Below are 22,787 nucleotides of genomic sequence, written 5' to 3'. Positions count from 1 at the left end.
CATCACCGGCAGTGCATGACCACGGGTTGCGGTGCCAGAGCGGGCTCAGGCAACTCGGGTGCGGGTGCCGTCAGCTCGTGCTCGTGCTGCGCGTACAGCGCGGCGAGGCGCTCGCGGCCCACCTGCGCGGCCGGCAGGTCGAAGGCGATGGCGCCGTCGCGCAGACCGACGATGCGCGGGAAATGCGCCAGGGCAACGTCCACCTGGTGCAGCGTGGCGACCAGGGTCGCACCGCGCTCGCGCGCCGCCGTCAGCAGCGTATCGACGGCCTGGCTGGCGCGGGTCGGGTCCAGGGCGGACAGCGGCTCGTCGATCAGCCAGAGCGAAGCGGGCGAGAGCAGCGCACGCGCCAGTCCCACGCGCTGGCGCTCGCCGCCCGAGAGCCGGTCGACGCGCTCGAACAGCTTGTCCGCCAGGTCGAAGCGGTCCAGTGCCTCGAACGCGGCGGGAATGTCCACCGGGTAGAACAGCGAGCGCAGGCTCTGCCAGGTGCCCATGGCCGGCAGGCGGCCGGCCAGCACGGCGGTGACCACGCGCTGGCGCGGCGGCAGCGGCGGCACCTGCGGCGCCAGGAACAGGCGCCCGCGCAGGCGCTGCAGCTCGGCGCGTGGCAGCTGCCAGGGCGCCTGGCCGTCCAGCTCCAGCACACCGGCACCGGGCGGCAGGGCGCAGGCCAGCAGCTGCAGCAGCGTGGTCTTGCCCGCGCCGCTGGGGCCGATCACCGCCAGCTGCTCGCCGGCCGCCACCTGCAGATCCAGCCCGCGCAGAGCGGGCGTGGTGCCAGCGCGGGCGGCCGGGTGCCTCGCCGTGGCGGCTTGCAGGGCGACTTTCAAGCGTTCACCCCTGCGCGGTCAGAGCAGGTCGGCGCTGCGCGCGGCGGCCTCGATGCCCTTGTAGTTGTCGGCCTTGGTCGGCACGAACTTCGTGGCGCGCTGCAGTTCCAGGATTTCCTTGCCCTCGGGCGTGGCCTTGCTCAGCGACAGGAAGGCATCGGCCAGCTTCTGGCGCGTGGCGGCGGGCATGTCGGCGTGCACCGTCCAGTTGTAGTCGTAGTAGGGCGGGGTGGTGTAGAAGACCTTGACCTTCTCGGTGTCGACCTTCTTGTCGGCGACAAACTTGTCCCACACCGAGATGTTCAGCGCACCGGCCTGCACCTTGCCCGAGGCGACGGCGGCAATCGTCGCGTCGTGCGCACCGCTGAAGGCCACGCGCTTGAAGTCCTTCTCGGGGTTCAGGCCGGCCTGCAGCAGGAAGCTGCGCGGCATCAGGTGGCCGCTGGTGGAGCTTTGCGAACCGAAGGACACGTCCTTGCCCTTGAGGTCGGTCAGGGCCTTGATGGCGGGGTCGCTGGTGATGAAGACCGACTTGAACTTCTCGTCTTCCTCGCGCTGCACCAGCGGAATCACCTTGCCGCCCGAGCGCACGTTGGCCTGCACGAAGGTGAAGCCGCCGAACCAGGCCAGGTCGACCTTCTTGTTGACCAGGGCTTCGACCGAGGCAGCGTAGTCGGTCACCGGGGTGAACTCGACCTTCATGCCGAGCTTGGCTTCGAGGTACTTCATCAGCGGCGCGGCCTTGCGCGCCAGCTCGGTGGGCGACTCGTCGGGAATCGCGGTGACGCGGAACACGGTCTGCTGCGCGTGGGCGAGCGGGGCGAGGGCGGTGGTGGCGAGCACGGCGCAGGTCAAGAGTGCGCGGCGGGTGTGGGAAATGGTCATGGGGCATCCGATCAAGAGGGACAAAGAGCGGCTATTACACCTGAAGACCGTGCTCTGGCGCCCTGGCAGGCCTGGAGCAACCAGCTGTAAGAAGCGGCCATGCGGACCGACGCAGTGTTGGTGGGCGGTTTATAAAACAGGGCCGCCGCTGCACCACCCATGGAGACGCCATGCTGTCCACCGCCACGCCTCAGTTCGTGCAGATCCACCAGAACAACGACGCGGCCCTGTGCGCCGAACTGGCCGCCGGCCTGCTGGCCGAGCCGCCGCGTGCGGCGCCCAAGTTCTTCTACGACGCGCTGGGTTCGCGCCTGTTCGACGCCATCACCGAGCTGGCCGAGTACTACCCCACCCGCACCGAGGCGGCCATCTTCGCGGCCCACGGTGCCGCCATGGCGCAGCGGGTGCCGGCGCACGCCGTGCTGGTCGACCTGGGCGCGGGCAACTGCGCCAAGGCCGCGCGGCTGTTTCCGGTGCTGCGGCCGGGCGCCTATGTGGCGGTGGACATTTCGGTGGATTACCTGCAGGACGCCCTGGTGGAGCTGCAGCAGCGGCACCGCCACATGCCCATGCTGGGACTGGGCTTGGACTTCTCGGCGCGGCTCGCGCTGCCGCCAGCTGCGGCCGACTGGCTGGAGCGGCACGACCTGGCGGCGGCGCCGCGCTGCGTGTTCTATCCCGGCTCCAGCATCGGCAACTTCGGCCCTGGCGAAGCGCTGGCGCTGCTGCGGCAGGCGCACGCGCTGTGCGCGGCCGGTGGTGCGGGCAGCGGCATCCTCATTGGCGTGGACCGGGTGAAGGACAAAGCGGTGCTGGAACCCGCCTACGACGATGCGCTGGGCGTCACGGCGGCGTTCAACCGCAACCTGCTGCTGAACGTCAACACCCTGCTGGGCAGCGATTTCGCGCCCGCGCGCTGGCGCCACGTGGCCTTCTACGACGAGGCCGCCGCGCGCATCGAGATGCACCTGGCCTCGGACGGCGCGCAGACCGTGCGCTGGCCCGGCGGCGAGCGCCGCTTTGCCGATGGCGAGCGCCTGCACACCGAGAACTCTTACAAATGGACGCCCGGGGCCTTCGAAGCCCTGTTGCGCGAGGCGGGTTTCGGCCCCGCCACGCACTGGACCGACGGGCGCGGCTGGTTCAGCGTGTTCTGGGCACCGGCGGTGTGAACGTCGCAGCGCTCACACCAGCGCGACCGAGCGGAACCCGGCCACGATGTCGTTGCGCTCGGGTGTGAAGTAGTTGCGGTACTGGGGGTGGCGCATGCGCGGCACGGTGAAGGCGCTGGCGCCCTTGAGCACCGGCCGGCCGTCGAACCAGGGCTGCGAGTAGTCCCCGTAGGGGTGGGGCGTGAAACTCGGGAAGGGCGCGAACGGGCTGGCGGTCCATTCCCATACCTCGCCCCAGCGGAAGCTGGGCTGCTGCGCCGCCACCTCCCACTCGGCTTCGGTCGGCAGCCGCCGCTCGGCCCAGGCACACCAGGCCTGCGCCTCGAAGGCGCTGAGGTGGCGGGCCGGAGCGGACAGGTCCAGCGCCTCCCATTGGCCAAAGCGCTGCTGCTCCCAGCCCTGGGGTGTCTGGCGCAGGTGGCGCGGGGCCTGCCGTTCGCCAGAGAGGCGCCAGATCCAGCCCGGCGCGCTCCAAAAGCGGCGCTGCGCATACGAACCGCTTTCGACAAAGGGCAGGAACTGCGCCCAGCTCACCGGCTGTGCGTCGATCTCGAAGGCGCCGACGGGCACTTGGTGCGCGCCGACCTCGTTGTCGAAGGCGAAGCCCGGGCCGCTGCGGCCCAGCGTCCAGGTGGTGGCATCGACGCCCAGCGAACGGGTTGTGTGCGCACCGCGACCGACCGGCGGCAAGCGGACCACGGGATCGAGGCCCAGCGTCTGCGCCATGTACATCGCGGCCTCGGCATGCATGTCCTCGTGGAACAGGGCGAGCCGGAAGAAGTAGAGGCCGTCGTCGTCTTCGGGCGCCTCGTCCAGCAGCGCCAACGTGTCGGCCTGGCTGGCCATCAGGTCGGCGCGCACCGCGTCGGCATCGGGCAGCGGCAGTTGCCAGCGCCGGTCGTGCGGCACTTCGCTGGAGTGGTAGAGCGCGTCCGCATCGACGCCCCGGGTGGCCTGGCGTGCGGGTGAGCGTGGGGCCTTCGGGTCGGCCGCCACACCCCGTTCGCGCTGGGGGTTCCGCACCAGCCACCAGTCGGCGAACCAGCCGATGTGGCCCAGCTCCCACAGCGGCGGGTTGAGCTCGGGCGTGCAGGGCGCACGCAGCCCGGGGCCGAGCGCGGCGAGGTAGGCGTCGAACAGCGCCAGGCTGCGTTCGCGCGCGTCCTGCAGCGCCTGCGCCAGCACGGCCTTGCCGCCACAGCGCAGGGCGTCTGCTTCGGACACAATCGCTGGGCTCTGTGGTTCCGTCATGAAAAAACCCTCCCTGTGTCTCGTGACGCCAGCGCTGGCCGAGGCCAACAACGGCAACTGGCAGACCGCGCACCGCTGGGCGCGGTTGATCGCGGGCCATTATGAGGTTCGGGTGGTGACGGCGTGGCCCGATGACCGCACGGCCGACGACGGTACCGACCTGCTGCTGGCGCTGCACGCGCGCCGCTCGGCCGACAGTGTGGCCGCCTGGGCCCAGGCCCATCCCGACCGGCCGCTGGTGCTCGCGCTCACAGGCACCGACCTCTACCGCGACATCCTGATCGACGCCCGCGCACAGCGCTCGCTGGTGCTGGCGCACCGCCTCATCGTGCTGCAGGAGCGGGCGCCGATGGCCCTGCCCGAGGCCCACCGCGGCAAGTGCCATGTGGTGTTCCAGTCGAGCACACGGCGCCAGACCCTGGACAAGACGCACCAGCATCTGCGCGCGGTGGTGGTGGGGCACCTGCGCGAGGAAAAATCACCGCAGACCGTGTTCGAGGCCGCGCGGCTGCTGGCGCCCGACGAAGGCATCCTGATCGACCACATCGGCAATGCCCTCGACCCTGCGCTGGCCGATCTGGCGCGCGCCACGGCCGCGGCCTGCCCGCACTACCGCTGGCTGGGTGGCCAGCCGCACGAGGCCGTGCGCCGCCGCATCCAGCGCGCCCACCTGCTGGTGCATCCCAGCCGCATGGAAGGCGGCGCCCATGTGATCATGGAAGCCGCACTCAGCGGCACGCCGGTGCTGGCCTCATACATGGATGGCAACGTGGGCATGCTGGGGCCGGACTACGGCGGCTACTTTCCGGTGGGTGATGCGGCGGCGCTGGTGGCGCGGCTGCGCACATGCCGCCAGGACATCGCGGAGCGCGGTGGCGCGCTGGCCGCCCTGCAAGCACAATGTTCGGCCAGAGCGCCGCTGTTCGAGCCGGCGGCCGAGCGGGCCGCCCTGCTGCGGGCGCTGGCCGGGTCTCGCTGAGACTGGCTGACTTGGCCCGCCGGATCGATTCGTCCCAACCCACGGAGACCCCGAATGAACGCCCCGTACCTGCCCGCCCACACCGAGCCCCGCCTGACCAGCCTCTCGCACGGCGGCGGCTGCGGCTGCAAGATCGCGCCTGGCGTGCTCAGTGAAATCCTCAAGGGCACCAGCGCCATGCCCATTCCGAAAGAGCTGCTGGTCGGCATCGAGACCGCGGACGACGCCGCCGTCTATCAGCTCAACGACGAGCAGGCACTGATCGCCACCACCGACTTCTTCATGCCCATCGTCGACGACCCGTTCGACTTTGGCCGCATCGCCGCCACCAACGCCATCAGCGACGTTTACGCCATGGGCGGCACGCCCATCATGGCGCTGGCCCTGGTGGGCATGCCGATCAGCGTGCTCAGCACCGAGACCATCGGCAAGATCCTCGACGGCGGCCGCGCGGTCTGCAGCGCGGCCGGCATCCCCATCGCCGGCGGCCACACCATCGACTCGGTAGAACCCATCTACGGCCTGGTGGCCCTGGGCCTGGTACACCCCAAGCGCGTCAAGCGCAACGCCGACGCGAAGGTGGGCGACCGCCTCGTGCTGGGCAAGCCGCTGGGCGTGGGTGTGCTCTCTGCCGTGCTGAAGAAGGACGCGCTGTCCGCCGATGGCTACGCGCAGATGATCGCCAACACGACCAAGCTGAACACGCCCGGCCCCGACCTCGCCGCCATCGCCGGCGTGCACGCGCTGACCGACGTGACCGGCTTCGGCCTGGCCGGCCACGCGCTGGAGATGGCGCGCGGCTCGGACACCACGGTGCAGCTCGACATGGCCCGCGTGCCGCTGATCGGCGGTGTGCGCGACCTGGCGGCACAGGGCATGGTGACCGGCGCCAGCGGCCGCAACTGGGCCGCGTACGGTGGCGAGGTGCGGCTGGCCGCGTCGCTGCAGCCGGTCGACCAGGTCCTGCTGACCGACCCGCAGACCAGTGGCGGCCTGCTGGTGGCCTGCTCGGCCGGTGCGGTGGACGAGGTGCTGGCGGTGTTCCACCGGCACGGCTTCGACGCCGCGGCGGACGTGGGCGAGATCGTGCCGGCGCAGGCCGGTGGTGTGCGGCTGCAGGTGGGCTGAACGTCCGGCCCGGCAGAGGGGATCGACGATGGCCTCCGCCTTCATTGACCACGCGGCGTACCTGGCCGCGCAGCCCGAGGCGGTGCAGCCGCTGCTGCGCGAGATCCTGGCGCGTGTGCAGGCTCAGCTGCCCGATGCACGCCCCTGCATCAGCTATCAGATGCCGGCCTTTCGCGCCGGGCCGGGCCAAGGCCGGGTGTTCTTCTACGTTGCGGCGTTCAAGAGCCACATCGGTGTCTACCCGCCGGTGGCGGACGACGCGGTGCTGGTGGCCGAACTCGCGCCCTGGCGCAATGAGAAGGGCAACCTCGCGTTCCCGCTGAACCAGCCCGTGCCGCTGGACCTGATCGACCGTGTGGCGCTCGCGCTGCACGCGCAATACACCTCTGCCTCACCGAAAGGAGCCCCATGACACGCCGAACCCTCAAGACCGCGACCAGCCTGGGTCGCAAGACGATGGAAACCGCCATGGCGGCGCCGCAGGTGGTGGCCCACCGCGTGGGCCGCATGGCCACGACCGGCCCCAACCCGTCCCGCCGCGACCAGAAAGAGTTCGCCGGCATGGTGGCCGAGAAGCAGCAGGCCTTCGTGCAGTCGTGGATGGCGATGGCGGCCGAGTCCCTGCGGCTGCAGCAGCAGGTCTGGTCGTCGCTCTGGACCGTCGGGCTCACGCCCTGGCCACGCAAGCCCGCCGCGTCGCTGACCGCAGCGCGCCGCATGCAGTCGGCGGCGGTGTCCATTGCCGAGAAGGGGCTGGCGCCGGTGCACCGCAAGGCGGTGTCCAACGCCAAGCGGCTGTCGAAGGTGAAGCGATGAGCGCGCCCCGCATCCTGGTGTTCGACATCTTCGGCACCGTCGTCGACTGGCACGGCTCCATCGTGCGCGAGGTAGGTCAGCGCTTTCCGCAGGTCGACGCCGATGCCTTTGCGATCGCCTGGCGCGCCGGCTACCAGCCGGCGATGGAAGCGGTGCGCTCGGGCGGACGCGGTTTCGTGAAGCTCGATGTGCTGCACCGCGAGATCCTCGACGGCCTGCTGCCGCGCTTCGGTCTGGTCCACCTGGGCGAGGCCGAGCGCGCCGAGCTCAACCGCGTCTGGCACCGGCTCGCCGCCTGGCCCGACAGCGTGGCCGGGCTCGCGCGTCTGAAGACGCGCTTCACCATCTGCAGCCTGTCCAACGGCAACCTGGGCCTGCTCACCGATATGGCCAAAGCGGCCGGCCTGCCCTGGGACTGCGTGCTCGGCGCCGAGGTGTTCCGAGCCTACAAGCCCGACCCGCGGGTCTACCTGGGTGCGGCCGAGGTGTTCGACGCCAGGCCGGATGAGGTGCTGATGGTGGCCGCGCACCACGACGACCTGGCCGCCGCCCGAGCGAACGGGCTGATGACCGCCTACATCGAACGCCCGCTGGAATTCGGTGTCGCCCACCCCAAGGACGTGTCACCCCAGCCGGGCAACAGCCTGCACGCGCGCGACCTGCTGCACCTGGCCGACCAGCTGGGTTGCTGACCCCGGCGGGTTGAAAGGCCTCACATTCCCCGGGCCAGCCGGTGCAGCCACTGCACCGACCCTTCGCCCATGGCCAGGCTGCTCTGTGCCAGTTGCAGGATCTGCGCCTTCGGGCCGCCTGTGCGGATGTGGTCCATGGCTTGACGGGTGATCTGACCCAGTCTGACGCAGCCAATGGCGGGCGCGCTTCCTGCGATGCAATGGAGTGGCTCTTCCAGGCCTTCTACGTCGTTGGCGTGCAGACGGTCCCGGATGATCGACAGGTTGAGATGCAACTGGGCAGCGGCGCTGACGATGAAGTTCTTCAGGTCGGCCGGGCTGAAGGCGGCGAAGTTGTCCATCAGCACCTCCAGTTCGTTGCTGTCTTCGTCGAGCTCCTCCGCGGCAGCCGGTTCCTGCAGAGCGGCGTGCTGCGTCTTCGCGTTGGCCACCCGTCCGATCTCTGCCATCAACTCCTCGCGTGTGAAGGGCTTCGACACATAGCCCGCAAACCCCTTCGCGAGGTAGTCCTGCTTGTCTTCCTTTCTTGCATTGGCGGTCAGCGCGATGAAGGGGCGCTGGGCCCATGCATCGCTGATCCGACGGATTTCGTCCATGGCGGCTGGCCCGTTGAGGACCGGCATGCCGATGTCCATCAGCACCACGTCGAAGTCGCTCTTTTTTGCCGCGTCCACCGCCTGCCGCCCGTCTTCGACGGTGACGAGGGTGTGGCCTGTGTCCTGGAAATAGGCTGTGAGCAACGCGCGGTTGATGCTGTTGTCGTCGGCCGCCAGCACCCTGAGTGCTGATGTTTCGGCGACTGGCGCTGTGACGGCTTGCGGCGCCGCTTCGACCGGGGCGACCGCATCTGCCGCAACGGCGTCGCAGGGAATCTCGACGGTGAATGTCGTGCCCCGCCCCAGCTCGCTTGCCACGCTGATGGAACCGCCCATGAGCGTGGTCAGCTGCTTGCAGATCGAAAGACCCAGACCGGTTCCGCTGACGTAGTTGATCGAGCTGTCGACCACCTGGTAGTACTTGTCGAAAATCTTGTCACGGACCTCCGGACGAATGCCCACGCCGCTGTCCTCGACCTGAATGCGGACGCAGCGTGCACCCTGAGGGTTGTGTGTCTCGTCCACACTCAGCTTGACGAACCCGCGTTCGGTGAACTTGATGGCGTTGCCGACCAGGTTGTTGATGATCTGGTTCACGCGCACAGGGTCCAGCGTCACCGGCAGGTCCGCAGGCACTTCCGTGATCAGTGTCAGGCCCTTGTGCCGTGCCGTGGCGTCAAAGCTGGCGGTCACGCCTTGCACCTCGGTGGTCATCTGGTAGCGCCTGGGTTGCAGCTGGAACTGTCCGCCTTCCAGCTTGGAGTAGTCCAGGATGTCGTTGAGCAGGTGCAGCATGTTGCGCGTGACAACATCGAGAAGCTCAGCGAGTTCTCGCACCTTGGGCGAGATGGGCTGTCGCTGGATTTCACCGATGAGGCCCATGATGCCGTGCATCGGTGTCCGGATCTCGTGGCTCATGCTGGAGAGAAACTCCGACCGCATGTTGGCCAGCAGTTCCGCCTTGTCCTTGGCCTCCTCGGCGATGAGCTTGCTTGCGTCCGCCTGTTCGCGCAGCCGGGCTTCCATTTCGGCCAGGGCCTTGGACCGGAAGTACAGGTCGCGGTAGCGCAACAGCATGTTGATGACCACCACGAAGATCACCAGCGCCACCAGCACCTTGGACATGATCAGCACGACCACCATGCTGGTCGAGCTCTGCAGCACTTCGCTGCCCGGCTCTTCCTGTCCTATGAAGCGGGTGGCGAGAATCGCCATGTAGTGCATGCCGGAGATGGCCAGCCCCAACACGGCGCCACCACCGGCGTTGGACAGCCAACGCCGCTGCTGGAGCCGGGTACGCAGCGCTCCGCGCACGAAAAGGGATGCGATGGCCAGACCGATAGCCACGATGAGCGAAACCACGAACAGGGCCGGGTCGTAGCGCAGGCTGGGTGCCATGACCATGGCCGCCATTCCACCGTAGTGCATCAGCCCGATACCAGCGCCGATCAGCGTCCCGTTGATGACCATGCGCAGTGCGGAGTCCTGTTCGGACGTGCGACTGAGCGCCAGCCAGGAGGCGGCCAGGGCCGGAAGAAGCGACAGGGCGGTGATGGCCGGGTCGTAGCTCACCTGGACACAGAGCTGGAACGACATCATCCCGATGAAGTGCATCATCCAGACGCCCGTGCCCATGACGACGCCGCTGGTGCCGATGCCGACGACGCGGCTGAGCCGTTCCCGCGAAGCGTTCGCGAAGGCGGCCAGGTGGTAGGCCAGCGCAGACGAGAGGATGGCAATGGCAACCGACAGCGCGACCAGCCGGTAGTCGTACGTGCCGGTCAGGAGTTCGGTTGGTGCAACGTCTCCGAGCAGAAAGAACCGATCAAGCATGGCGGGCAATCCAGTGAAGCGCAAAACGCGTTTCTCCTGAATCGGCTCAAATCGGTCGCAACTTGAGTCCGACCGACGTGTGGAAGGGCTTCAGGAACGAAAGCCCGTCCTTGGTGCCTGTCCAGCGCGTTGCCGTGGCTCAGTTGTCCGGCATCGAGCTCTTGATCTGCCGGATGGTCGACACGTCGCCCAGGAACACCTGGATCACGTCCTTCTCTTCGGGCGTCAGGTCCTTGCTCTCCAGCAGCTTCAAGCGCCTGATCACCAGCTCCAGCGCCTCGGCCAGGTGCCCGATCTGGCGGCCGTAGCTGCCCACGCGCGCCAGCGCCGCCTGCTCGACCGCCGGGTTGGACGAGGTGCCGAGGTTCACGTTGAACAGGTGGAACTGCCAGTTGGGCAGGATGGGCTGGGTCAGACTGGTCGGCGCCAGCTGCCAGGTGAGGGGCACGGTGACTTGCTGCGACATGGTGGGCTCCCGGTGTGGGCCGCCGGACGGCGGTGCCGGGACCATACAAGAGCCATGCCAGTGCGCGTGTGACGCATCCCCTTGATGAGGGTCAAAACGCCCGCTGGGCAGGCGCCTAGAGTGGAAATTCCCACCCCACCGGAGACATCGCCATGAACCGCCCGCACACCACCCTCAAAGCCCTGATTGCACTGCTTCTGCTGGCCTGCGCCAGCATCGTCGCTGCCCAGCCGAAGCTCACCAACGGTGTCGTCACCGACGAAAAAGGCATGAGCCTCTACGTCTGGGACAACGAGCTGACCGCCCCGGGCAAGATCCTGTGCACCGGACCCTGCACCATCACCTGGCCACCGATGCTCGCCAAGGACGGTGCCAAGGCATTCGACGACTTCACCCTGATGACCCGCGACGACGGCACCCTGCAGTGGGCCCACAAGGGCCGACCGCTGTACCACTCGGCCAACGACAAGCAGCCGGGCGACCACAAGGGCGACGGATTCCGTGGCGTCTGGCACCTCGTCAAGCCCTGAGGCGGCTCAGCCGCCGACCGGCGTGCACAGCTCCACCAGAAGGCCGTCCGGGCAGCGCACGTAGGACACCACCTGCCCCCAGGGTTTCTGCGACGGCGCGGCCATCTCGCGCGCCCCGGCCGCCACGGCCCGGGCGTGTGCGGCGGGTACATCGTCCGTGACCAGCGCGATCTCGAAGCCCAGCGGCTGGGCCGAGGTGTCGGCGCGCACATGGCCACCGGGGAAGTTCATGTCGCCCAGCTCGTGCGCGGCGAAAGCCAACGTGGTCTCGCCGGTGTCGAGCTCGCCGTAGGTGCCGCTCTCGTGCAGGAAGCGGCGCTTCAGGCCGAAGGCCTGCTCGAAGAAGGCCAGCGAGGCCGCGACGTCGGGGACGTAGGTGATGGTGTAGCCGAGTTTCATCTTGTGTCCTTCGCGTGATCAGGCCGCCATGGCCCAGCCGATGGTGGCACACACCGCCACCACCACCCACGGCGGCCACTTCCACTTCATCAGCGCCACCAGCGCCGCGCCCGCCAGCAGCGCGTCGGCCACCCCGCGGATGCCGCTGGTGATCACCGGGTTCCACAGCGCGGCCAGCAGCAGGCCGACCACGGCGGCGTTGATGCCCATGAGGGCGGCGCGCACGCGGGGCTGGGCGCGCAGGCGTTCCCAGAACGGCAGCGCGCCCACCACCAGCAGGAAGGCCGGCGCGAAGATGGCCGCCAGCGCCAGCAGCCCGCCGGCCCAGCCGGTGGGGGCGCTCTGCATGCTGGCGCCCAGGAAGGCCGCGAAGGTGAACAGCGGGCCGGGCACGGCCTGCGCCGCGCCGTAGCCGGCCAGGAAGGCGTCGTTGCCGACCCAGCCGGTGGGCACCACACTGGCCTGCAGCAGCGGCAGTACCACGTGGCCACCGCCGAACACCAGCGCGCCGGCGCGGTAGAAGGCGTCGACCACGGCCAGGGCCTGGGACGGCAGGGCCGCAGCCAGCAGCGGCAGGCCGACCAGCAGCGCGGCGAACAGCAGCAGCCACACAGCGCCCGCCCGCTGGCCCACAGGCACGGGCAAGGGCTCGTGGGCGGTGTCGGATGGCGGACGCATGGCCACCATGCCGATGACGGCGGCGACGCCGATGACCAGCAGCTGCGAGGCCGTGCCGGGCCAGGCGATGAGGACCGCGGCGGCACCCAGCATGAGTGCGCGGCGCGGTGTGTCCGGGCAGAGGCTGCGCGCCATGCCCCAGACGGCCTGCGCCACCACGGCAACCGCCACCACCTTCAGGCCGTGCAGCAGGCCCGCGCCCGCGCCGCTGCCCAGCGCGTCGCCCGCCTGCGCCACGCCCAGCGCCAGCGCGATCAGGGCCAGGGCCGAGGGCAGGGTGAAGCCGGCCCAGGCGGCGAAGGCGCCCGCATAGCCGGCTCGCGAGAGGCCCAGCGCCAGGCCCACCTGGCTGCTGGCCGGACCGGGCAGGAACTGGCAGAGCGCCACCAGGTCCGCGTAGGCGGCCTCGCTGAGCCAGCGGCGGCGCTCGACGAATTCGTGACGGAAGTACCCCAGGTGCGCCACCGGGCCGCCGAAGCTGGTGAGCCCGAGCCGCACGAAGATCAGGAAGACCTGCCAGGCGCTGCGGTCGGACGCGGTGTTCATGCCGTGGGCAGCGTGTACCTCGCCATGAAGGCGCGGTCGATGTGGTCTTTCCAGCGCCACACCCAGCCGCCCTCGGCGTGCAGCGGCCCCCAGCTGGCGATGGCGTGGCCGGCGCCGCAGGAGATCAGGTTCAGCGTGTTCGCGGGCGGGTGGTGGGGCTTGAGCGGCTGGCCTTCGTGGGCCGCGAGCAGGTTGTCCGCCAGCGGCGGGCCCGCGCGCACGGCGGAGACACCGTTCCTGGGGTGCGGCCGGTCGGTGCGGGCGCACACGTCGCCCGCGGCGAACACCTCGGGGTGGCTGGTGCTCTGCTGGAACTCATTGACCAGCACATGCCCCGATTCGCTGAGCGCCAGGCCGCTGCCCTGCAGCCAGGCCGGCGCGTGGGCGCCGATGGCGAGCAGGGGCACGTCGCAGGCCAGCTCGGAGCCGCTGACCAGCTTCACCACGCCCGGCGCCAGGCCGACACAGGTGTCGCGCAGCACGGTGATGTTCAGCCGCTTGAGCCGGCGCAGCACGCGCGCCTGCAGGCCTGCGGGGTAGCTGGCTGCTGGTTCCACGCCGCCGGTGATGAGGGTGAAGCGGGCGCCGGCCGCCCCGCGGGTGCGCAGGCACTGCTCGGCCGCCAGCAGCAGCTCCAGACCGGCCGCGCCCGCGCCGATCACCGCCACCGACAGCGCGCGCTCCTGCGCCTGTTCCACCACCTGGGGCCAGAGCGAGGCGAAGACCTCGATCGGTCGCACGATCAGCGCGTTGTCCGCCGCGCCGGGCATCTGTTCTTCGAGCCGCTGGCGGTCGATCACCGGGCCGGTGTCGATGGACAGCAGGTGGTAGGGCAGGTCGGGCGGCAGGATCTCGTCCTGCGAGCGGCTCTTGCCAGCCGGGCTCAGGCGTGCCCGCCGGCCTGCCGCGTCGATGCCGCTGCAGCGCGCACGCACCCACTTCGCCCCCGCGGCGCGGATCAGCGGCTCCAGCGGAACCTGGCAGTCGGTCTCGCTGTAGTGGCCTGCCACCAGGCCCGGCACCATGCCGCTGTAGGTCTGGTACGGGTAGGGCGTGACGACCGTGATGTCCAGATCGGCCGGCCGCTGCTGCGCCAGCCGCGACAGGACATGGACATGGGCGTGTCCGGCGCCGAGCAGGAGCAGCTTCTTGATTCCGTGGTGCATGGGCCCCGATGTTACGGGGTGTGACATCAGGGGCCGGTGGTGGTCCAGCGCAGGTCGGCCACCCAGCCACTGCTGCGGCTGGCGGTGTTGTCGCTGTCGGCGCCGAGCAGCACGGTGGCCACCCGGGGCAGTTCGCCGCGCGGCGTCTGCGCGCCCTGTGGCAGTTCGTCGCCGAACAGGGCGGCGAAGTCCTGCGCGAGATCGCGGTTCTCCGCGACCCACTGGCCTGCCGCGGTCTCGCTGCCGCGCAGGCTGATGTAGCGCACGCGCCGGGAGTAGGGGTTGGCGCCCTGCAGGCCGGCGGCGCGGCCGCTGTCCCACACATAGCAGACCGTGGCGGCGGGCAGGGCCTCGCCGCTGACGCTGCGCGCGATGCGCAGCACGGTGCGTTCGACGAAGGGCACGCGCTCCAGCGGGTGATCGAACATGGCGCAGACCTTCAGTGCCGCGTCGTCGCCGGCCTTGGTGGTCAGGTCGGGCGCGGCCTTGCCGCCCGAGAGCGGCTGGTCCAGCCGCCAGCGCCACTGCAGGCGCGCGGGCGGCGCGTCCTTCAGGTCGTGCACCAGGCTGCCGTAGGACGACGCGGTGACCACCTTCACCGCGAGCTGGCCGTCGACCTGGCCGGCCTCGATGAGGGTCGGCGGGATCGGGGCCTTCTGCTGGGGAAAGCCCACATAGCGCCAGCCGGGGTGCAGCGCACCATCAGGCTGGATGAGCGGCGGCAGCGTTTGCGCCTGCGCGCCCGCCAGCGTGCCGGCCAGTGCGGTGAGGAGGGTGGCAGTGGTCCAGGTGTTCATGTCCGCTTCCAGTCGTGGTAGCGCTTCACCCAGGCCAGCAGTGCGTGCGGCTGGTGGGCGCGCTTCCATTCGCCGGCCGCGTACTTGTTGGCCTCGGCCAGCGTGGGGTAGGTGTGGATGGTGCCCAGGATCTTGTTCAGGCCCAGGCCATGTTTCATGGCCAGCACGTACTCGGCCAGCAGGTCGGCCGCGTGCGTGCCGACGATGGTCACGCCCAGGATGCGGTCCTTGCCCGGCACGGTCAGCACCTTGACGAATCCGTGCGCCTCGCTGTCTGCAATGGCGCGGTCCAGGTCGTCGATGCCGTACTTCGTGACTTCGTAGGGGATCTTCTTTTCTGTCGCTTCCTGCTCGTTCAGGCCCACACGCGCCACCTCGGGGTCGATGAAGGTGGCCCAGGGGATCACCGAGTAGTCGGCCTTGAACTTCTTGAAGTCGCCGAACAGCGCGTTCACCGCGGCGTACCAGGCCTGGTGCGCGGCCGTGTGGGTGAACTGGAACGGCCCGGCCACGTCGCCCGCGGCGTAGATGTTCGGGTAGATCGTCTGCAGGTACTCGTTGGTCTCGACCGTGCGGTTCGTGGGAATGCCCAGGTCTTCCAGGCCGTAGCCGGTGAGCCGCGCCACGCGGCCGACGGCACACAGCAGCTGGTCGAAGGCGATGCGCTTTTCCGCGCCGCCGTGCTCCACCACCAGCGTCTTCTCGCCGTTCACCAGTTCACAGCGCAGCGCCTTGTGGCCGGTGAGCACGGCCACGCCGTCGGCTTCGAGCGAGGCCCTGGCCAGCGCGGAGACTTCCTCGTCCTCACGGATCATGATGCGCGGCGCCATCTCCACCTGCGTCACCGCTGCGCCCAGGCGCGCAAAGCTCTGTGCGAGCTCGCAGCCGATGGGACCGCCGCCCAGCACCACCAGGCGCCTGGGCACCTCGTCGAGCTTCGCGAATGCGTCCCACAGTGTGTCGCTGGTGACGTAGCCCACGGCGTCGAGCCCCGGCAGCGGCGGCACGAAGGGTCGCGCGCCGGCCGCGATGACGATGCTGCGGGCGGTCAGGCGTTGGGTGCCGCCACTGTTGAGCGCGATCTCCACCGTCCACGGGTTCACCAGCTTCGCGTAGCCCTGCAGCACCTCCACGCCCAGGCAGGTGTAGCGCTCCACGCTGTCGTGCGGCTCGATGGCGGCGATCACGTCGTGGATGCGCTGCATCACCGCCTTGAAGCTGAACGTGGGGGCCGCGTCGCTCAGGCCGTAGTGCGAGGCGTGGCGCATCTGGTGCGCGAGCTTGGCGCTCCTGATCAGCGCCTTGCTCGGCACGCAGCCGTAGTTCAGGCAGTCGCCGCCCATCTTGTGCGCCTCGATCAGTGTCACCTTGGCCTTGACCGCGGCGGCGATGTAGGCAGAGACCAGACCACCCGCACCCGCACCGATGACGATCAGGTTGCGGTCGAAGGCTTTCGGGCGCACGCCGGCCCACTTCGCGTACACCTTGCGCTTCTGCACCATCTCGACGACCTTGCGCGCGACCAGCGGGAACAGACCCAGCAGCACGAAGCTGCCCAGCAGGCCGGGGCTGACGATGCCTTTCAACGAGGTGAGCTGGCCCAGCTGCGTGCCCGCGTTCACGTACACCGCGGTGCCGGCCAGCATGCCGATCTGGCTGACCCAGTAGAAGGTCCAGGCCTTCATCGTCGTCAGGCCCATCAGCAGGTTGATGACGAAGAAGGGCACGACCGGGATCAGCCGCAGCGTGAACAGGTAGAAGGCGCCGTCCTTCTGGATGCCCTTGTCCACCTCGGCCAGGCGCTGGCCGAAGCGGCCCTGCACGCTGTCGCGCAGCAGGAAACGCGCGGTCAGGAAGGCCAGCGTGGCGCCGATGCTGGAGGCGAACGACACCAGCAGCAGACCCCAGCCCAGACCGAAGATGGCGCCGCCCGCCAGCGTGACGATGGTGGCGCCGGGCAGCGAGAGCGCGGTGACAGCCACGTAGATGAGGAAGTAGCCGGCAGCCAGCGCCAGCGGCTGCTGTGCGCGCAGCTCGGCGAAGCGCGCCTGGCTCTGCTGGAGGAATTCCAGGCTGAAGAAGCGGCCGAGGTCGAATGCGAAGAAGGCCACGATGCCGAGCACCACGGCCACCAGAAGCAGGAGTTTGCGCAGGTTCATGGAGTGTCCTCAGGCGCCGTCGCGCAGCCGTTGCCAGCCCCAGCCGATGCGCAGCGCGGTGGTGATGGCGCACAGCGCGGCGAAGCCGTAGGCGATGGGGCCGAACCACTGCGGCCACAGGCACATGGCGGCGAAGGCGGCGATGGTCTCGGTGGCTTCGGTCAGGCCGCCGAGGAAATAGAAGCTCTTGTCGGGCAGGGCGGTGTCGCGAAGCTGGCGCTTTTCAGCGACGGCTGCAAAGGCCAGGAAGCTGCTGCCGGTGCCGATGAAGCTGGCCAGCAGCACGGCGGCGGGCAGGGCGTTGGCCGCGGGGTCGGCGACCGCAAAGCCCAGCGGGATCGCGGCGTAGAACAGGAAGTCCAGCGTGATGTCCAGAAAGCCGCCGCGGTCGGTGGGCGTCGAGGCGCGCGCCACCGCGCCGTCCAGGCCGTCGAGCAGGCGCGAGATCAGCAGCAGCGCCAGCCCGGCCACGAACTGCCGCAGGCCGATGGCCAGCGCGGCCGCCATGCCGGAGAGGAAGCCGGCCAGCGTGACCGCGTCGGCGCCCACGCCCAGCCGCACCAGGGCGGCGCCGGCACGGCCGAAGGCCGGGCGCAGGGCCTGCTGGACAGCCTTATCCAGCATGGTGGCGGCGCAGGGTGTGGGCAGGAGGGGTGGACGGTGTCGACAAGCAGGGTCTCCGGGGCTGCGGGGTTGCGCGGCTTGAACCGCTGCGCGAGCTTACCTGCTGGCCTGCGGTGTCAGCCAGCCGTTCACCCGGGGCTTGAGCCAGGCGCAGTCCACCGACCAGCGGCCCACGCCATACAGCGCGAGCGCGGCCAGCAGCACGCCCCAGGTGATGTGCTGCTGCAGCGCAGCCGGCGCGACCTCGGCGAGGCTGAGCACCGCCACCACGTTGACCACGCTCAGGCCCAGCGCGGCAAAGCGCCCGGCCAGCCCGAGCAGCAGCATCGCCGGCAGCACCAGCTCACCCGCGGTGCCCATGACCGCCGCGACACCGGGCGAGAGCAGCGGCACACGGTATTCCTCGGTGAACAGCAGCAGGGTGGTATCCCAGTCGCGCAGCTTGGTCAGGCCGGACAGGAAAAACACCTGGGCGAGGTAGGCCCGGGCTGCCAGCGCGGCCAGCGGCTGGGCCCCGTCGAGGGCGGTGGTCAACGCGTTCCAGAGGCTCAGGCCGCGTTGCAGCAGGGTCGTGTTCATGGGGTCATCTCCAGGTGGGGGGCGGGGTCGGTCAGGCGCTGCACGCCGATGACCAGCCCGTCGGTGACGGCGGCGGTGAGCCAGGCCGAGAAGTCGAAGGCCGGCGGTTCGGTGTCGGCGGCGCAGGCCGCATCCAGCGCGCCGGGCAGGTCGGCGCCGGCCTGCAGCGCCTGCACCAGCGCGGCGGACGAAGGTTCGATGGCGGCGATGCGCGGGCGCAGGCCCTGGCGCCACACCAGGGCCAGTTCGCCAATCCCGTCGCGCAGCCGCTGCGCCGCCTCGGCCAGGCTGGGGTCGCCAAACAGGTGCGCGGTGACCAGGCTGGCGACCGGATAGCGGCTGCCAATCACCGTGGCGCCGGGGCTGAGACTGAGCGTGAGGCCCTGCGGGTCTTCGCTGGCCAGCCGCGCGAAACTGTGCAGGTCGGGCTCGGCGTCGGCGGCGCTGGCGGCGCGGTGCAGCGCCCACTCGGCGCGCGCCACGTCCCCCAGGTAGGGCACGTCGGACAGCTGGTCGCTTGCCCGCAGGAAGCCGGGCAGGGCGTCGCCCCACAGAGCAAGGTCGCCGCCGCGGGGCGGGTGGGCGTGCCAGAGGTCGCGCGCGAGCAGGTCGAAGTTCTGCTCGCCGAGCATCTCGGCGATCACTGGGTAGGCGGCGCGCAGCGCGCGTTCGGCCATCGCATGGCCGTTGCTGCGGTAGGCCGCAAGGCCTCGTGCGGACTGGGGATGCCACACATCGAGCTGAGTGTTCAGGCGCGCATCCGCCGTGTGCCGGTCATCGCCCGGTCGCGCGAACAGGGCGTCCAGCAGAAGCTGCTGTTGCTGCGCCAGCGTCAGGGTGTCCGGGGTGTTCATGCGGCGACCGCCTGTGTGTTGGTGGCCGGGGCCAGCACCTGCGCCGCGGCCTTGCGGGCGTGGTCGGCTTCTTCCAGCAGAACGGACAGTTCCGGGAGGTCCGTGTCCCATTCGATCAGCGTCGGCACGGCGCCGAAACGGCCAATGGCGTGGCGGTACAGCGCCCAGACCCGCTCGTCCACGCGGCTGCCGTGGTCGTCGATCACGATGTCGCCGCAGTGCCGGTGGCCGGCGAGGTGGATCTCCGCCACATGTCCGGGCGCGATGGCATCCAGCCATCGGCGGCACGCGCCCAGCGGGTCGTCGTGTTCGCTGCGCAGCTGGCCATTGAGGGCGTTCACAAAGATGTTGTTCACGTCGACCAGCAGGCCGCAGCCGCTGCGCCGCGCGAGCGTGTTGAGAAACTCGGGCTCGTCCATTTCGGCATCGCGCCACTGCACATAGGCCGAGAGGTTTTCCACCGCGATGGGGCGGCGCAGGCGGTCCTGCACGCGCTGGACGTTGGCACACATGGCGTCCAGCGCCGCGCGGCTCATTGGCACGGGCAGCAGGTCGGCCGCGTGCACCACGGCACCGCGCGCGAAGCTGGCGTGGTCGCTGACCCGGACCGGATCGATGGCCTGTACGAGGTGCGCCAGCTGGTCCAGGTGCTCGGTGTCGATGCCCTGCGCCGAGCCCAGCGACAGGCCCACGCCGTGCAGGCTCACCGGGTGTTGCGCCCGGCCTTCGCGCAGCACGGCCAGGGCCGCGCCGCCGGGGGCGAAGAAGTTCTCCGAATGGACTTCGACGAAGCCGAGGGCAGGCCGCTGCTCCAGCAGCTCTGCGTAATGTGGGTGCCGCCAACCGATGCCCACCTCGGGCGCTGCGGCATAGGACCGATGAGCGGGTGCGGTCATGGTGGCGGGCTTTCTCGTGCGATGGACGGCCTGGATCAGGACTTCTTCATGCCCATCTTGGCTTCGTCCATCGACATGCCGCCCATGGTCTTGCAGGTGCCCGCGGCGACGTACTTCCATTCGCCCTTGTCGTTGTCGACCTTGGCCTGGCCTGCGCAGGAGTGCGAGCCGGAGAGGTTGGCGCAGTCGTTCTGCCCGGCCTTGGCGATGCCGAAGCACTTTTCCTTGGCGGCGTTCTGGGCCATGGCGGGGCCGGACAGCAGGGCCAGCGACATCAGCGAGGCGGCGGCGGTGGTGATCATGGTGCGTTGGTTCATGGAAAAGACTCCTGGTTGGGTTGAGGTTCAACCGCCGGTCTGTGGTGTTGATACCGGGCGGTTGCGTGTCTGTCTGGCGGGCTTGCGGGTTCTTACACGGCCCACCAAAAAATAAATGTCAGAGCAGTTCGGCGATGCGGTCCCAGGCCTCGGCCGGGATGCGCCCGGTGTAGCGCTCGACCAGGCGACCGCTTTTGTCGATAAGAACGGCCGTGGGCCATTGCGCGGGCGGCTCCATGCTGTCGATGGTCGATGCATCACCGCGCCAGAGGGACGGGAAGCGCTGGGCCGGCGGCACCGTCCGAGCCACCAGCTGTTCATAGTCCAGCCAGTCCTGCCGGCGAGCGTCTGTGTTCACGCCGATCAGCGAGAAGGGCTGCGACTGCCAGCCGACCAGGTTGGCGCGCAACTCGCGCATCTTGTCTCGGCACACGGCGCACCCGGTGCGCCAGTAGAAGACCAGCACGACACGTCCGCGCAGGGCAGAGAGCTGGAGGGGTCTGCCCTGCAGGTCGGTGCCTCCCAGTCGCGGTACGGCTTCGGCACTGGACGCAGACTGGGACCAAGTCGCCGGGGCAAGCATCGCGGCAGGCAGCAGGACCGCTGCGTGTAGCAGCTGGCGGCGGGGGGTTGAGTGGTGCATGGGGTTTCTCCGGTGTGGCCGTTCAGTCGCGCCCATTCGCGGGTCCTTACACTCACGGCGTCTCCCCGTACACCGGATGCATCCCATGCCCGATTTTTCAACCCAGGTGGCCGAGTGCCGAACCTACCTGCTGCGCTTCGCGCGCCTGCAGCTGCGCAACGACGCCTGGGCCGAGGACGCCGTCTCCGAGACCATGCTCGCCGCGCTGGCCCGTCCGCAGGCGTTCGAGGGCCGTTCCCAGATGCGCACCTGGATGGTGGGCATCCTCAAGCACAAGATCATCGACATCCTGCGCCAGCGTCAGCGCGAGGTGACGCTGGACAGCGGCTCGGACGACGACAGCGCCGATCCGCTGGAGCACATGGCCTTCAAGGCCGATGGCCACCATGCCCAGATGCCGGCCGACTGGGGCGATCCCGAGCAGTCGCTGGGCAGCCGCCAGTTCATGGCCGTGCTCAATGCCTGCACCGAAAAGCTGCCGCCGGTGCAGGGGCGTCTGTTCCTGATGCGCGAATGGCTGGAGCTCTCCAGCGACGAGATCTGTAAGGAACTGGGGCTGACGCCGACCAACCTCTACGTCCAGCTCCACCGCGCCCGCCTGCGCCTGCGGGAGTGCCTGGAACTGAACTGGTTTGGACGAGCACACACGACATGAAGGCCGCTTACCCGTTTCGCCGCACCTGCAAGGAGGCCACTGCGCTGATAGTGGCCCGTGAAGACCGCCCGCTGCCCTGGGGAGATCGCGTCGGGTTGCGGCTGCACCTGGCCATGTGCAAGGCCTGTCCCGGCTTCGAACGTCAGATGCTGACCATGCGTAATGCGATGAAGCAGTGGCGCGGCTACACCGAGGACGAGTGACGCGTGCCGCCGGCTCGGCGCCGGCCGGCTTCAGTTCAGCAGGGCCTGCGCGAATTCGCGCGCGTTGAAGGTTTCCAGGTCTTCGAGCTTTTCACCGACGCCGATGAAATAGATCGGCACCGGCCGCTCACGCGCGATGGCGCAGACCACGCCGCCCTTGGCGGTGCCATCGAGCTTGGTGATGACCAGGCCCGTGAGCTGCAGCGCCTCGTCGAAGGCCTTGACCTGCGTCAGCGCGTTCTGGCCGGTGTTGCCGTCGATGACCAGCAGCACCTCGTGCGGCGCCGTGCCATCGGCCTTTTGCACCACGCGCTTGATCTTGCGGAGCTCTTCCATCAGGTGCAGCTGCGTCGGCAGGCGGCCAGCGGTGTCCACCAGCACCACGTCCCGTCCGCGCGCCTTGCCGGCGCTCACCGCATCGAAGCTCACGGCCGCCGGGTCGCCACCTTCCTGCGTCACGATCTCCACCGTGTTGCGGTCGGCCCAGACGGCCAGCTGCTCGCGGGCCGCGGCGCGGAAGGTGTCGGCGGCGGCCAGCAGCACGCTGGCGCCTTCATTGGCGAGGTGGCGCGTGAGCTTGCCGATGGAGGTGGTCTTGCCCGCGCCGTTGACGCCTGCGACCATGATCACGGTGGGCTTGTGTTCGCCGATCACCAGCGGCTTCTGCAGCGGCGCCAGCAGGGCGGCGATGGCGTCGGCCAGCAGGCCCTTGACGGCCGCCGGGTCGGTGGTCTTGCTCTCCTTGACGCGCTTTTTCAGGTCGGCCAGCAGGTGCTCGGTCGCCTTGACGCCGGTGTCGGCCATCAGCAGCGCAGCTTCCAGCTCTTCGTAGAGCGCGTCGTCGATCTGCGTGCCGGTGAAGACGGTGGCAATGCTCGACCCAGTCTTGCGCAGGCCGGCCTTGAGCTTGTCCAGCCACCCCTTGCGCTCGGGCAGCGCTGCGGGCGCAGCCGGCGGGCTGACCACGGCTGGCAGCGGGGCCTGCGGGGCGACCGGCGGCACAGGGGCGGGCGCGGCGGCGGGGCCCGCTTCGGGGGCCGGGGCGGGCGCAGGCGGTTTTTTTCTGAAGAACGAGAACATGTTTCAATCT

Annotated in this window: 26 protein-coding genes; 9 read left to right on the top strand and 17 right to left on the bottom strand. The window is 69.6% G+C overall.

Translation table 11 applies throughout. The features are described 5' to 3' along the window. Positions 1–2 precede the first annotated feature (2 nt). The gene (locus tag HFL01S_RS04695; protein ID WP_066255359.1) at positions 3–833 is read right to left on the bottom strand and encodes a phosphonate ABC transporter ATP-binding protein; all 831 of its coding nucleotides are present in this window, start codon (positions 831–833) and stop codon (positions 3–5) included. Between the two features lie 18 nt (positions 834–851). Continuing rightward, positions 852–1,718 carry a putative selenate ABC transporter substrate-binding protein gene (locus HFL01S_RS04690; RefSeq protein ID WP_066255357.1) on the bottom strand — a complete coding sequence of 289 codons (867 nt, stop codon included), beginning with the start codon at positions 1,716–1,718 and terminating at the stop codon, positions 852–854. A 170-nt stretch (positions 1,719–1,888) separates the two neighbouring features. Here HFL01S_RS04690 and egtD point away from each other — a divergent pair, with 170 nt between their 5' ends. Next, entirely contained in the window at positions 1,889–2,890 is a 1,002-nt protein-coding gene (gene egtD, locus HFL01S_RS04685) for an L-histidine N(alpha)-methyltransferase (RefSeq protein WP_066255354.1), read from the top strand. Between the two features lie 12 nt (positions 2,891–2,902). On the opposite strand, the gene senA is transcribed toward egtD, so the two are convergent. Beyond that, the gene (gene senA / locus HFL01S_RS04680) at positions 2,903–4,141 is read right to left on the bottom strand and encodes a selenoneine synthase SenA (protein ID WP_066255351.1); all 1,239 of its coding nucleotides are present in this window, start codon (positions 4,139–4,141) and stop codon (positions 2,903–2,905) included. Here senA and senB point away from each other — a divergent pair. The 5 genes from senB to HFL01S_RS04655 are packed head-to-tail and all read left to right on the top strand — an operon-like array spanning position 4,140 to position 7,756. Further along, positions 4,140–5,120, top strand: coding sequence for a selenoneine biosynthesis selenosugar synthase SenB (gene senB, locus HFL01S_RS04675; RefSeq protein ID WP_066255347.1), 981 nt, complete (start codon positions 4,140–4,142; stop codon positions 5,118–5,120). The two genes, senA and senB, sit on opposite strands and share 2 nt — an antisense overlap. A 54-nt stretch (positions 5,121–5,174) precedes the next feature. Then, positions 5,175–6,248 carry a selenide, water dikinase SelD gene (gene selD, locus HFL01S_RS04670; RefSeq protein ID WP_066255344.1) on the top strand — a complete coding sequence of 358 codons (1,074 nt, stop codon included), beginning with the start codon at positions 5,175–5,177 and terminating at the stop codon, positions 6,246–6,248. Positions 6,249–6,276: 28 nt separating this feature from the next. After that, positions 6,277–6,660: an iron chaperone gene (locus HFL01S_RS04665; RefSeq protein ID WP_066255341.1), complete on the top strand. Its 384-nt coding sequence runs from the start codon at positions 6,277–6,279 to the stop codon at positions 6,658–6,660. Then, on the top strand, positions 6,657–7,064 hold the full coding sequence (locus tag HFL01S_RS04660; protein ID WP_084383089.1) for a polyhydroxyalkanoate granule-associated phasin: 408 nt from the start codon (positions 6,657–6,659) through the stop codon (positions 7,062–7,064). The genes HFL01S_RS04665 and HFL01S_RS04660 overlap by 4 nt, the downstream gene beginning before the upstream one ends. Further along, positions 7,061–7,756: a haloacid dehalogenase type II gene (locus HFL01S_RS04655; RefSeq protein WP_066255339.1), complete on the top strand. Its 696-nt coding sequence runs from the start codon at positions 7,061–7,063 to the stop codon at positions 7,754–7,756. Before HFL01S_RS04660 ends, HFL01S_RS04655 begins: the two co-directional genes overlap by 4 nt. A gap of 20 nt (positions 7,757–7,776) precedes the next feature. Here HFL01S_RS04655 and HFL01S_RS04650 read toward each other — a convergent pair whose 3' ends face one another. Both HFL01S_RS04650 and HFL01S_RS04645 read right to left on the bottom strand, forming a co-directional pair. Further along, positions 7,777–10,185 (bottom strand): MHYT domain-containing protein, encoded by a 2,409-nt coding sequence (locus tag HFL01S_RS04650; protein ID WP_066255337.1) that lies wholly within the window; start codon positions 10,183–10,185, stop codon positions 7,777–7,779. Between the two features lie 139 nt (positions 10,186–10,324). Next, positions 10,325–10,651 (bottom strand): hypothetical protein, encoded by a 327-nt coding sequence (locus HFL01S_RS04645; protein WP_066255336.1) that lies wholly within the window; start codon positions 10,649–10,651, stop codon positions 10,325–10,327. Positions 10,652–10,803: 152 nt separating this feature from the next. On the opposite strand from HFL01S_RS04645, the gene HFL01S_RS04640 reads away from it, so the two are divergent. Continuing rightward, on the top strand, positions 10,804–11,181 hold the full coding sequence (locus HFL01S_RS04640; RefSeq protein WP_066255333.1) for a COG4315 family predicted lipoprotein: 378 nt from the start codon (positions 10,804–10,806) through the stop codon (positions 11,179–11,181). A 6-nt stretch (positions 11,182–11,187) separates the two neighbouring features. Here HFL01S_RS04640 and HFL01S_RS04635 read toward each other — a convergent pair whose 3' ends face one another. From HFL01S_RS04635 to HFL01S_RS24570, 11 genes are all read right to left on the bottom strand, one after another. Then, positions 11,188–11,580 carry a VOC family protein gene (locus tag HFL01S_RS04635; RefSeq protein WP_066255330.1) on the bottom strand — a complete coding sequence of 131 codons (393 nt, stop codon included), beginning with the start codon at positions 11,578–11,580 and terminating at the stop codon, positions 11,188–11,190. Between the two features lie 18 nt (positions 11,581–11,598). Continuing rightward, positions 11,599–12,804 carry a chromate efflux transporter gene (chrA, locus tag HFL01S_RS04630; RefSeq protein WP_066255327.1) on the bottom strand — a complete coding sequence of 402 codons (1,206 nt, stop codon included), beginning with the start codon at positions 12,802–12,804 and terminating at the stop codon, positions 11,599–11,601. Further along, positions 12,801–13,970 carry an FAD-dependent oxidoreductase gene (locus HFL01S_RS04625; protein WP_169802310.1) on the bottom strand — a complete coding sequence of 390 codons (1,170 nt, stop codon included), beginning with the start codon at positions 13,968–13,970 and terminating at the stop codon, positions 12,801–12,803. Before HFL01S_RS04625 ends, chrA begins: the two co-directional genes overlap by 4 nt. A 26-nt stretch (positions 13,971–13,996) precedes the next feature. Further along, a complete protein-coding gene (locus tag HFL01S_RS04620) occupies positions 13,997–14,767 on the bottom strand; it encodes a DUF3047 domain-containing protein (RefSeq protein ID WP_066255324.1) in 771 nt (256 codons plus the stop codon). Beyond that, positions 14,764–16,926, bottom strand: a complete 2,163-nt coding sequence (locus HFL01S_RS04615) for a dihydrolipoyl dehydrogenase family protein (protein WP_174525222.1) — start codon at positions 16,924–16,926, stop codon at positions 14,764–14,766. The genes HFL01S_RS04620 and HFL01S_RS04615 overlap by 4 nt, the downstream gene beginning before the upstream one ends. 9 nt (positions 16,927–16,935) lie before the next feature. Further along, positions 16,936–17,550 (bottom strand): CDP-alcohol phosphatidyltransferase family protein, encoded by a 615-nt coding sequence (locus HFL01S_RS04610; RefSeq protein WP_066255321.1) that lies wholly within the window; start codon positions 17,548–17,550, stop codon positions 16,936–16,938. A gap of 96 nt (positions 17,551–17,646) precedes the next feature. Beyond that, entirely contained in the window at positions 17,647–18,129 is a 483-nt protein-coding gene (locus HFL01S_RS04605; RefSeq protein ID WP_066255318.1) for a DoxX family protein, read from the bottom strand. Next, positions 18,126–18,983, bottom strand: a complete 858-nt coding sequence (locus HFL01S_RS04600; protein ID WP_066255315.1) for an HvfC/BufC N-terminal domain-containing protein — start codon at positions 18,981–18,983, stop codon at positions 18,126–18,128. Before HFL01S_RS04600 ends, HFL01S_RS04605 begins: the two co-directional genes overlap by 4 nt. Beyond that, a complete protein-coding gene (gene bufB, locus HFL01S_RS04595; protein ID WP_066255312.1) occupies positions 18,980–19,879 on the bottom strand; it encodes an MNIO family bufferin maturase in 900 nt (299 codons plus the stop codon). Before bufB ends, HFL01S_RS04600 begins: the two co-directional genes overlap by 4 nt. A gap of 35 nt (positions 19,880–19,914) precedes the next feature. Continuing rightward, the gene (locus HFL01S_RS04590) at positions 19,915–20,196 is read right to left on the bottom strand and encodes a BufA1 family periplasmic bufferin-type metallophore (protein WP_066255309.1); all 282 of its coding nucleotides are present in this window, start codon (positions 20,194–20,196) and stop codon (positions 19,915–19,917) included. A 118-nt stretch (positions 20,197–20,314) separates the two neighbouring features. Continuing rightward, a complete protein-coding gene (locus tag HFL01S_RS24570) occupies positions 20,315–20,839 on the bottom strand; it encodes a TlpA family protein disulfide reductase (RefSeq protein ID WP_169802309.1) in 525 nt (174 codons plus the stop codon). An 85-nt stretch (positions 20,840–20,924) separates the two neighbouring features. Here HFL01S_RS24570 and HFL01S_RS04580 point away from each other — a divergent pair, with 85 nt between their 5' ends. Continuing rightward, complete coding sequence (locus tag HFL01S_RS04580; RefSeq protein ID WP_066255303.1) at positions 20,925–21,494, top strand: sigma-70 family RNA polymerase sigma factor; 570 nt, start codon at positions 20,925–20,927, stop codon at positions 21,492–21,494. Continuing rightward, positions 21,491–21,697 carry a zf-HC2 domain-containing protein gene (locus HFL01S_RS04575; RefSeq protein ID WP_066255300.1) on the top strand — a complete coding sequence of 69 codons (207 nt, stop codon included), beginning with the start codon at positions 21,491–21,493 and terminating at the stop codon, positions 21,695–21,697. Before HFL01S_RS04580 ends, HFL01S_RS04575 begins: the two co-directional genes overlap by 4 nt. A 30-nt stretch (positions 21,698–21,727) precedes the next feature. Here the strand turns inward: HFL01S_RS04575 and ftsY are convergent, their stop codons facing one another. Then, on the bottom strand, positions 21,728–22,777 hold the full coding sequence (gene ftsY, locus HFL01S_RS04570; protein WP_066255298.1) for a signal recognition particle-docking protein FtsY: 1,050 nt from the start codon (positions 22,775–22,777) through the stop codon (positions 21,728–21,730). Positions 22,778–22,787: the final 10 nt, after the last annotated feature.

The sequence above is a fragment of the Hydrogenophaga flava NBRC 102514 genome (genome assembly GCF_001571145.1).
Lineage (GTDB): Bacteria > Pseudomonadota > Gammaproteobacteria > Burkholderiales > Burkholderiaceae_C > Hydrogenophaga > Hydrogenophaga flava.
This window is presented reverse-complemented; position numbering and strand designations above follow the sequence as displayed.

Coding starts and splice junctions, on each gene's coding strand:
- HFL01S_RS04690 (WP_066255357.1), bottom strand. CDS start 1,718: ATGACCATTTCCCACACCCGCCGCGCACTCTTGACCTGCGCCGTGCTC.
- egtD (WP_066255354.1), top strand. CDS start 1,889: ATGCTGTCCACCGCCACGCCTCAGTTCGTGCAGATCCACCAGAACAAC.
- senB (WP_066255347.1), top strand. CDS start 4,140: ATGAAAAAACCCTCCCTGTGTCTCGTGACGCCAGCGCTGGCCGAGGCC.
- senA (WP_066255351.1), bottom strand. CDS start 4,141: ATGACGGAACCACAGAGCCCAGCGATTGTGTCCGAAGCAGACGCCCTG.
- selD (WP_066255344.1), top strand. CDS start 5,175: ATGAACGCCCCGTACCTGCCCGCCCACACCGAGCCCCGCCTGACCAGC.
- HFL01S_RS04665 (WP_066255341.1), top strand. CDS start 6,277: ATGGCCTCCGCCTTCATTGACCACGCGGCGTACCTGGCCGCGCAGCCC.
- HFL01S_RS04660 (WP_084383089.1), top strand. CDS start 6,657: ATGACACGCCGAACCCTCAAGACCGCGACCAGCCTGGGTCGCAAGACG.
- HFL01S_RS04655 (WP_066255339.1), top strand. CDS start 7,061: ATGAGCGCGCCCCGCATCCTGGTGTTCGACATCTTCGGCACCGTCGTC.
- HFL01S_RS04650 (WP_066255337.1), bottom strand. CDS start 10,185: ATGCTTGATCGGTTCTTTCTGCTCGGAGACGTTGCACCAACCGAACTC.
- HFL01S_RS04645 (WP_066255336.1), bottom strand. CDS start 10,651: ATGTCGCAGCAAGTCACCGTGCCCCTCACCTGGCAGCTGGCGCCGACC.
- HFL01S_RS04640 (WP_066255333.1), top strand. CDS start 10,804: ATGAACCGCCCGCACACCACCCTCAAAGCCCTGATTGCACTGCTTCTG.
- HFL01S_RS04635 (WP_066255330.1), bottom strand. CDS start 11,580: ATGAAACTCGGCTACACCATCACCTACGTCCCCGACGTCGCGGCCTCG.
- chrA (WP_066255327.1), bottom strand. CDS start 12,804: ATGAACACCGCGTCCGACCGCAGCGCCTGGCAGGTCTTCCTGATCTTC.
- HFL01S_RS04625 (WP_169802310.1), bottom strand. CDS start 13,970: ATGCACCACGGAATCAAGAAGCTGCTCCTGCTCGGCGCCGGACACGCC.
- HFL01S_RS04620 (WP_066255324.1), bottom strand. CDS start 14,767: ATGAACACCTGGACCACTGCCACCCTCCTCACCGCACTGGCCGGCACG.
- HFL01S_RS04615 (WP_174525222.1), bottom strand. CDS start 16,926: ATGAACCTGCGCAAACTCCTGCTTCTGGTGGCCGTGGTGCTCGGCATC.
- HFL01S_RS04610 (WP_066255321.1), bottom strand. CDS start 17,550: ATGCTGGATAAGGCTGTCCAGCAGGCCCTGCGCCCGGCCTTCGGCCGT.
- HFL01S_RS04605 (WP_066255318.1), bottom strand. CDS start 18,129: ATGAACACGACCCTGCTGCAACGCGGCCTGAGCCTCTGGAACGCGTTG.
- HFL01S_RS04600 (WP_066255315.1), bottom strand. CDS start 18,983: ATGAACACCCCGGACACCCTGACGCTGGCGCAGCAACAGCAGCTTCTG.
- bufB (WP_066255312.1), bottom strand. CDS start 19,879: ATGACCGCACCCGCTCATCGGTCCTATGCCGCAGCGCCCGAGGTGGGC.
- HFL01S_RS04590 (WP_066255309.1), bottom strand. CDS start 20,196: ATGAACCAACGCACCATGATCACCACCGCCGCCGCCTCGCTGATGTCG.
- HFL01S_RS24570 (WP_169802309.1), bottom strand. CDS start 20,839: ATGCACCACTCAACCCCCCGCCGCCAGCTGCTACACGCAGCGGTCCTG.
- HFL01S_RS04580 (WP_066255303.1), top strand. CDS start 20,925: ATGCCCGATTTTTCAACCCAGGTGGCCGAGTGCCGAACCTACCTGCTG.
- HFL01S_RS04575 (WP_066255300.1), top strand. CDS start 21,491: ATGAAGGCCGCTTACCCGTTTCGCCGCACCTGCAAGGAGGCCACTGCG.
- ftsY (WP_066255298.1), bottom strand. CDS start 22,777: ATGTTCTCGTTCTTCAGAAAAAAACCGCCTGCGCCCGCCCCGGCCCCC.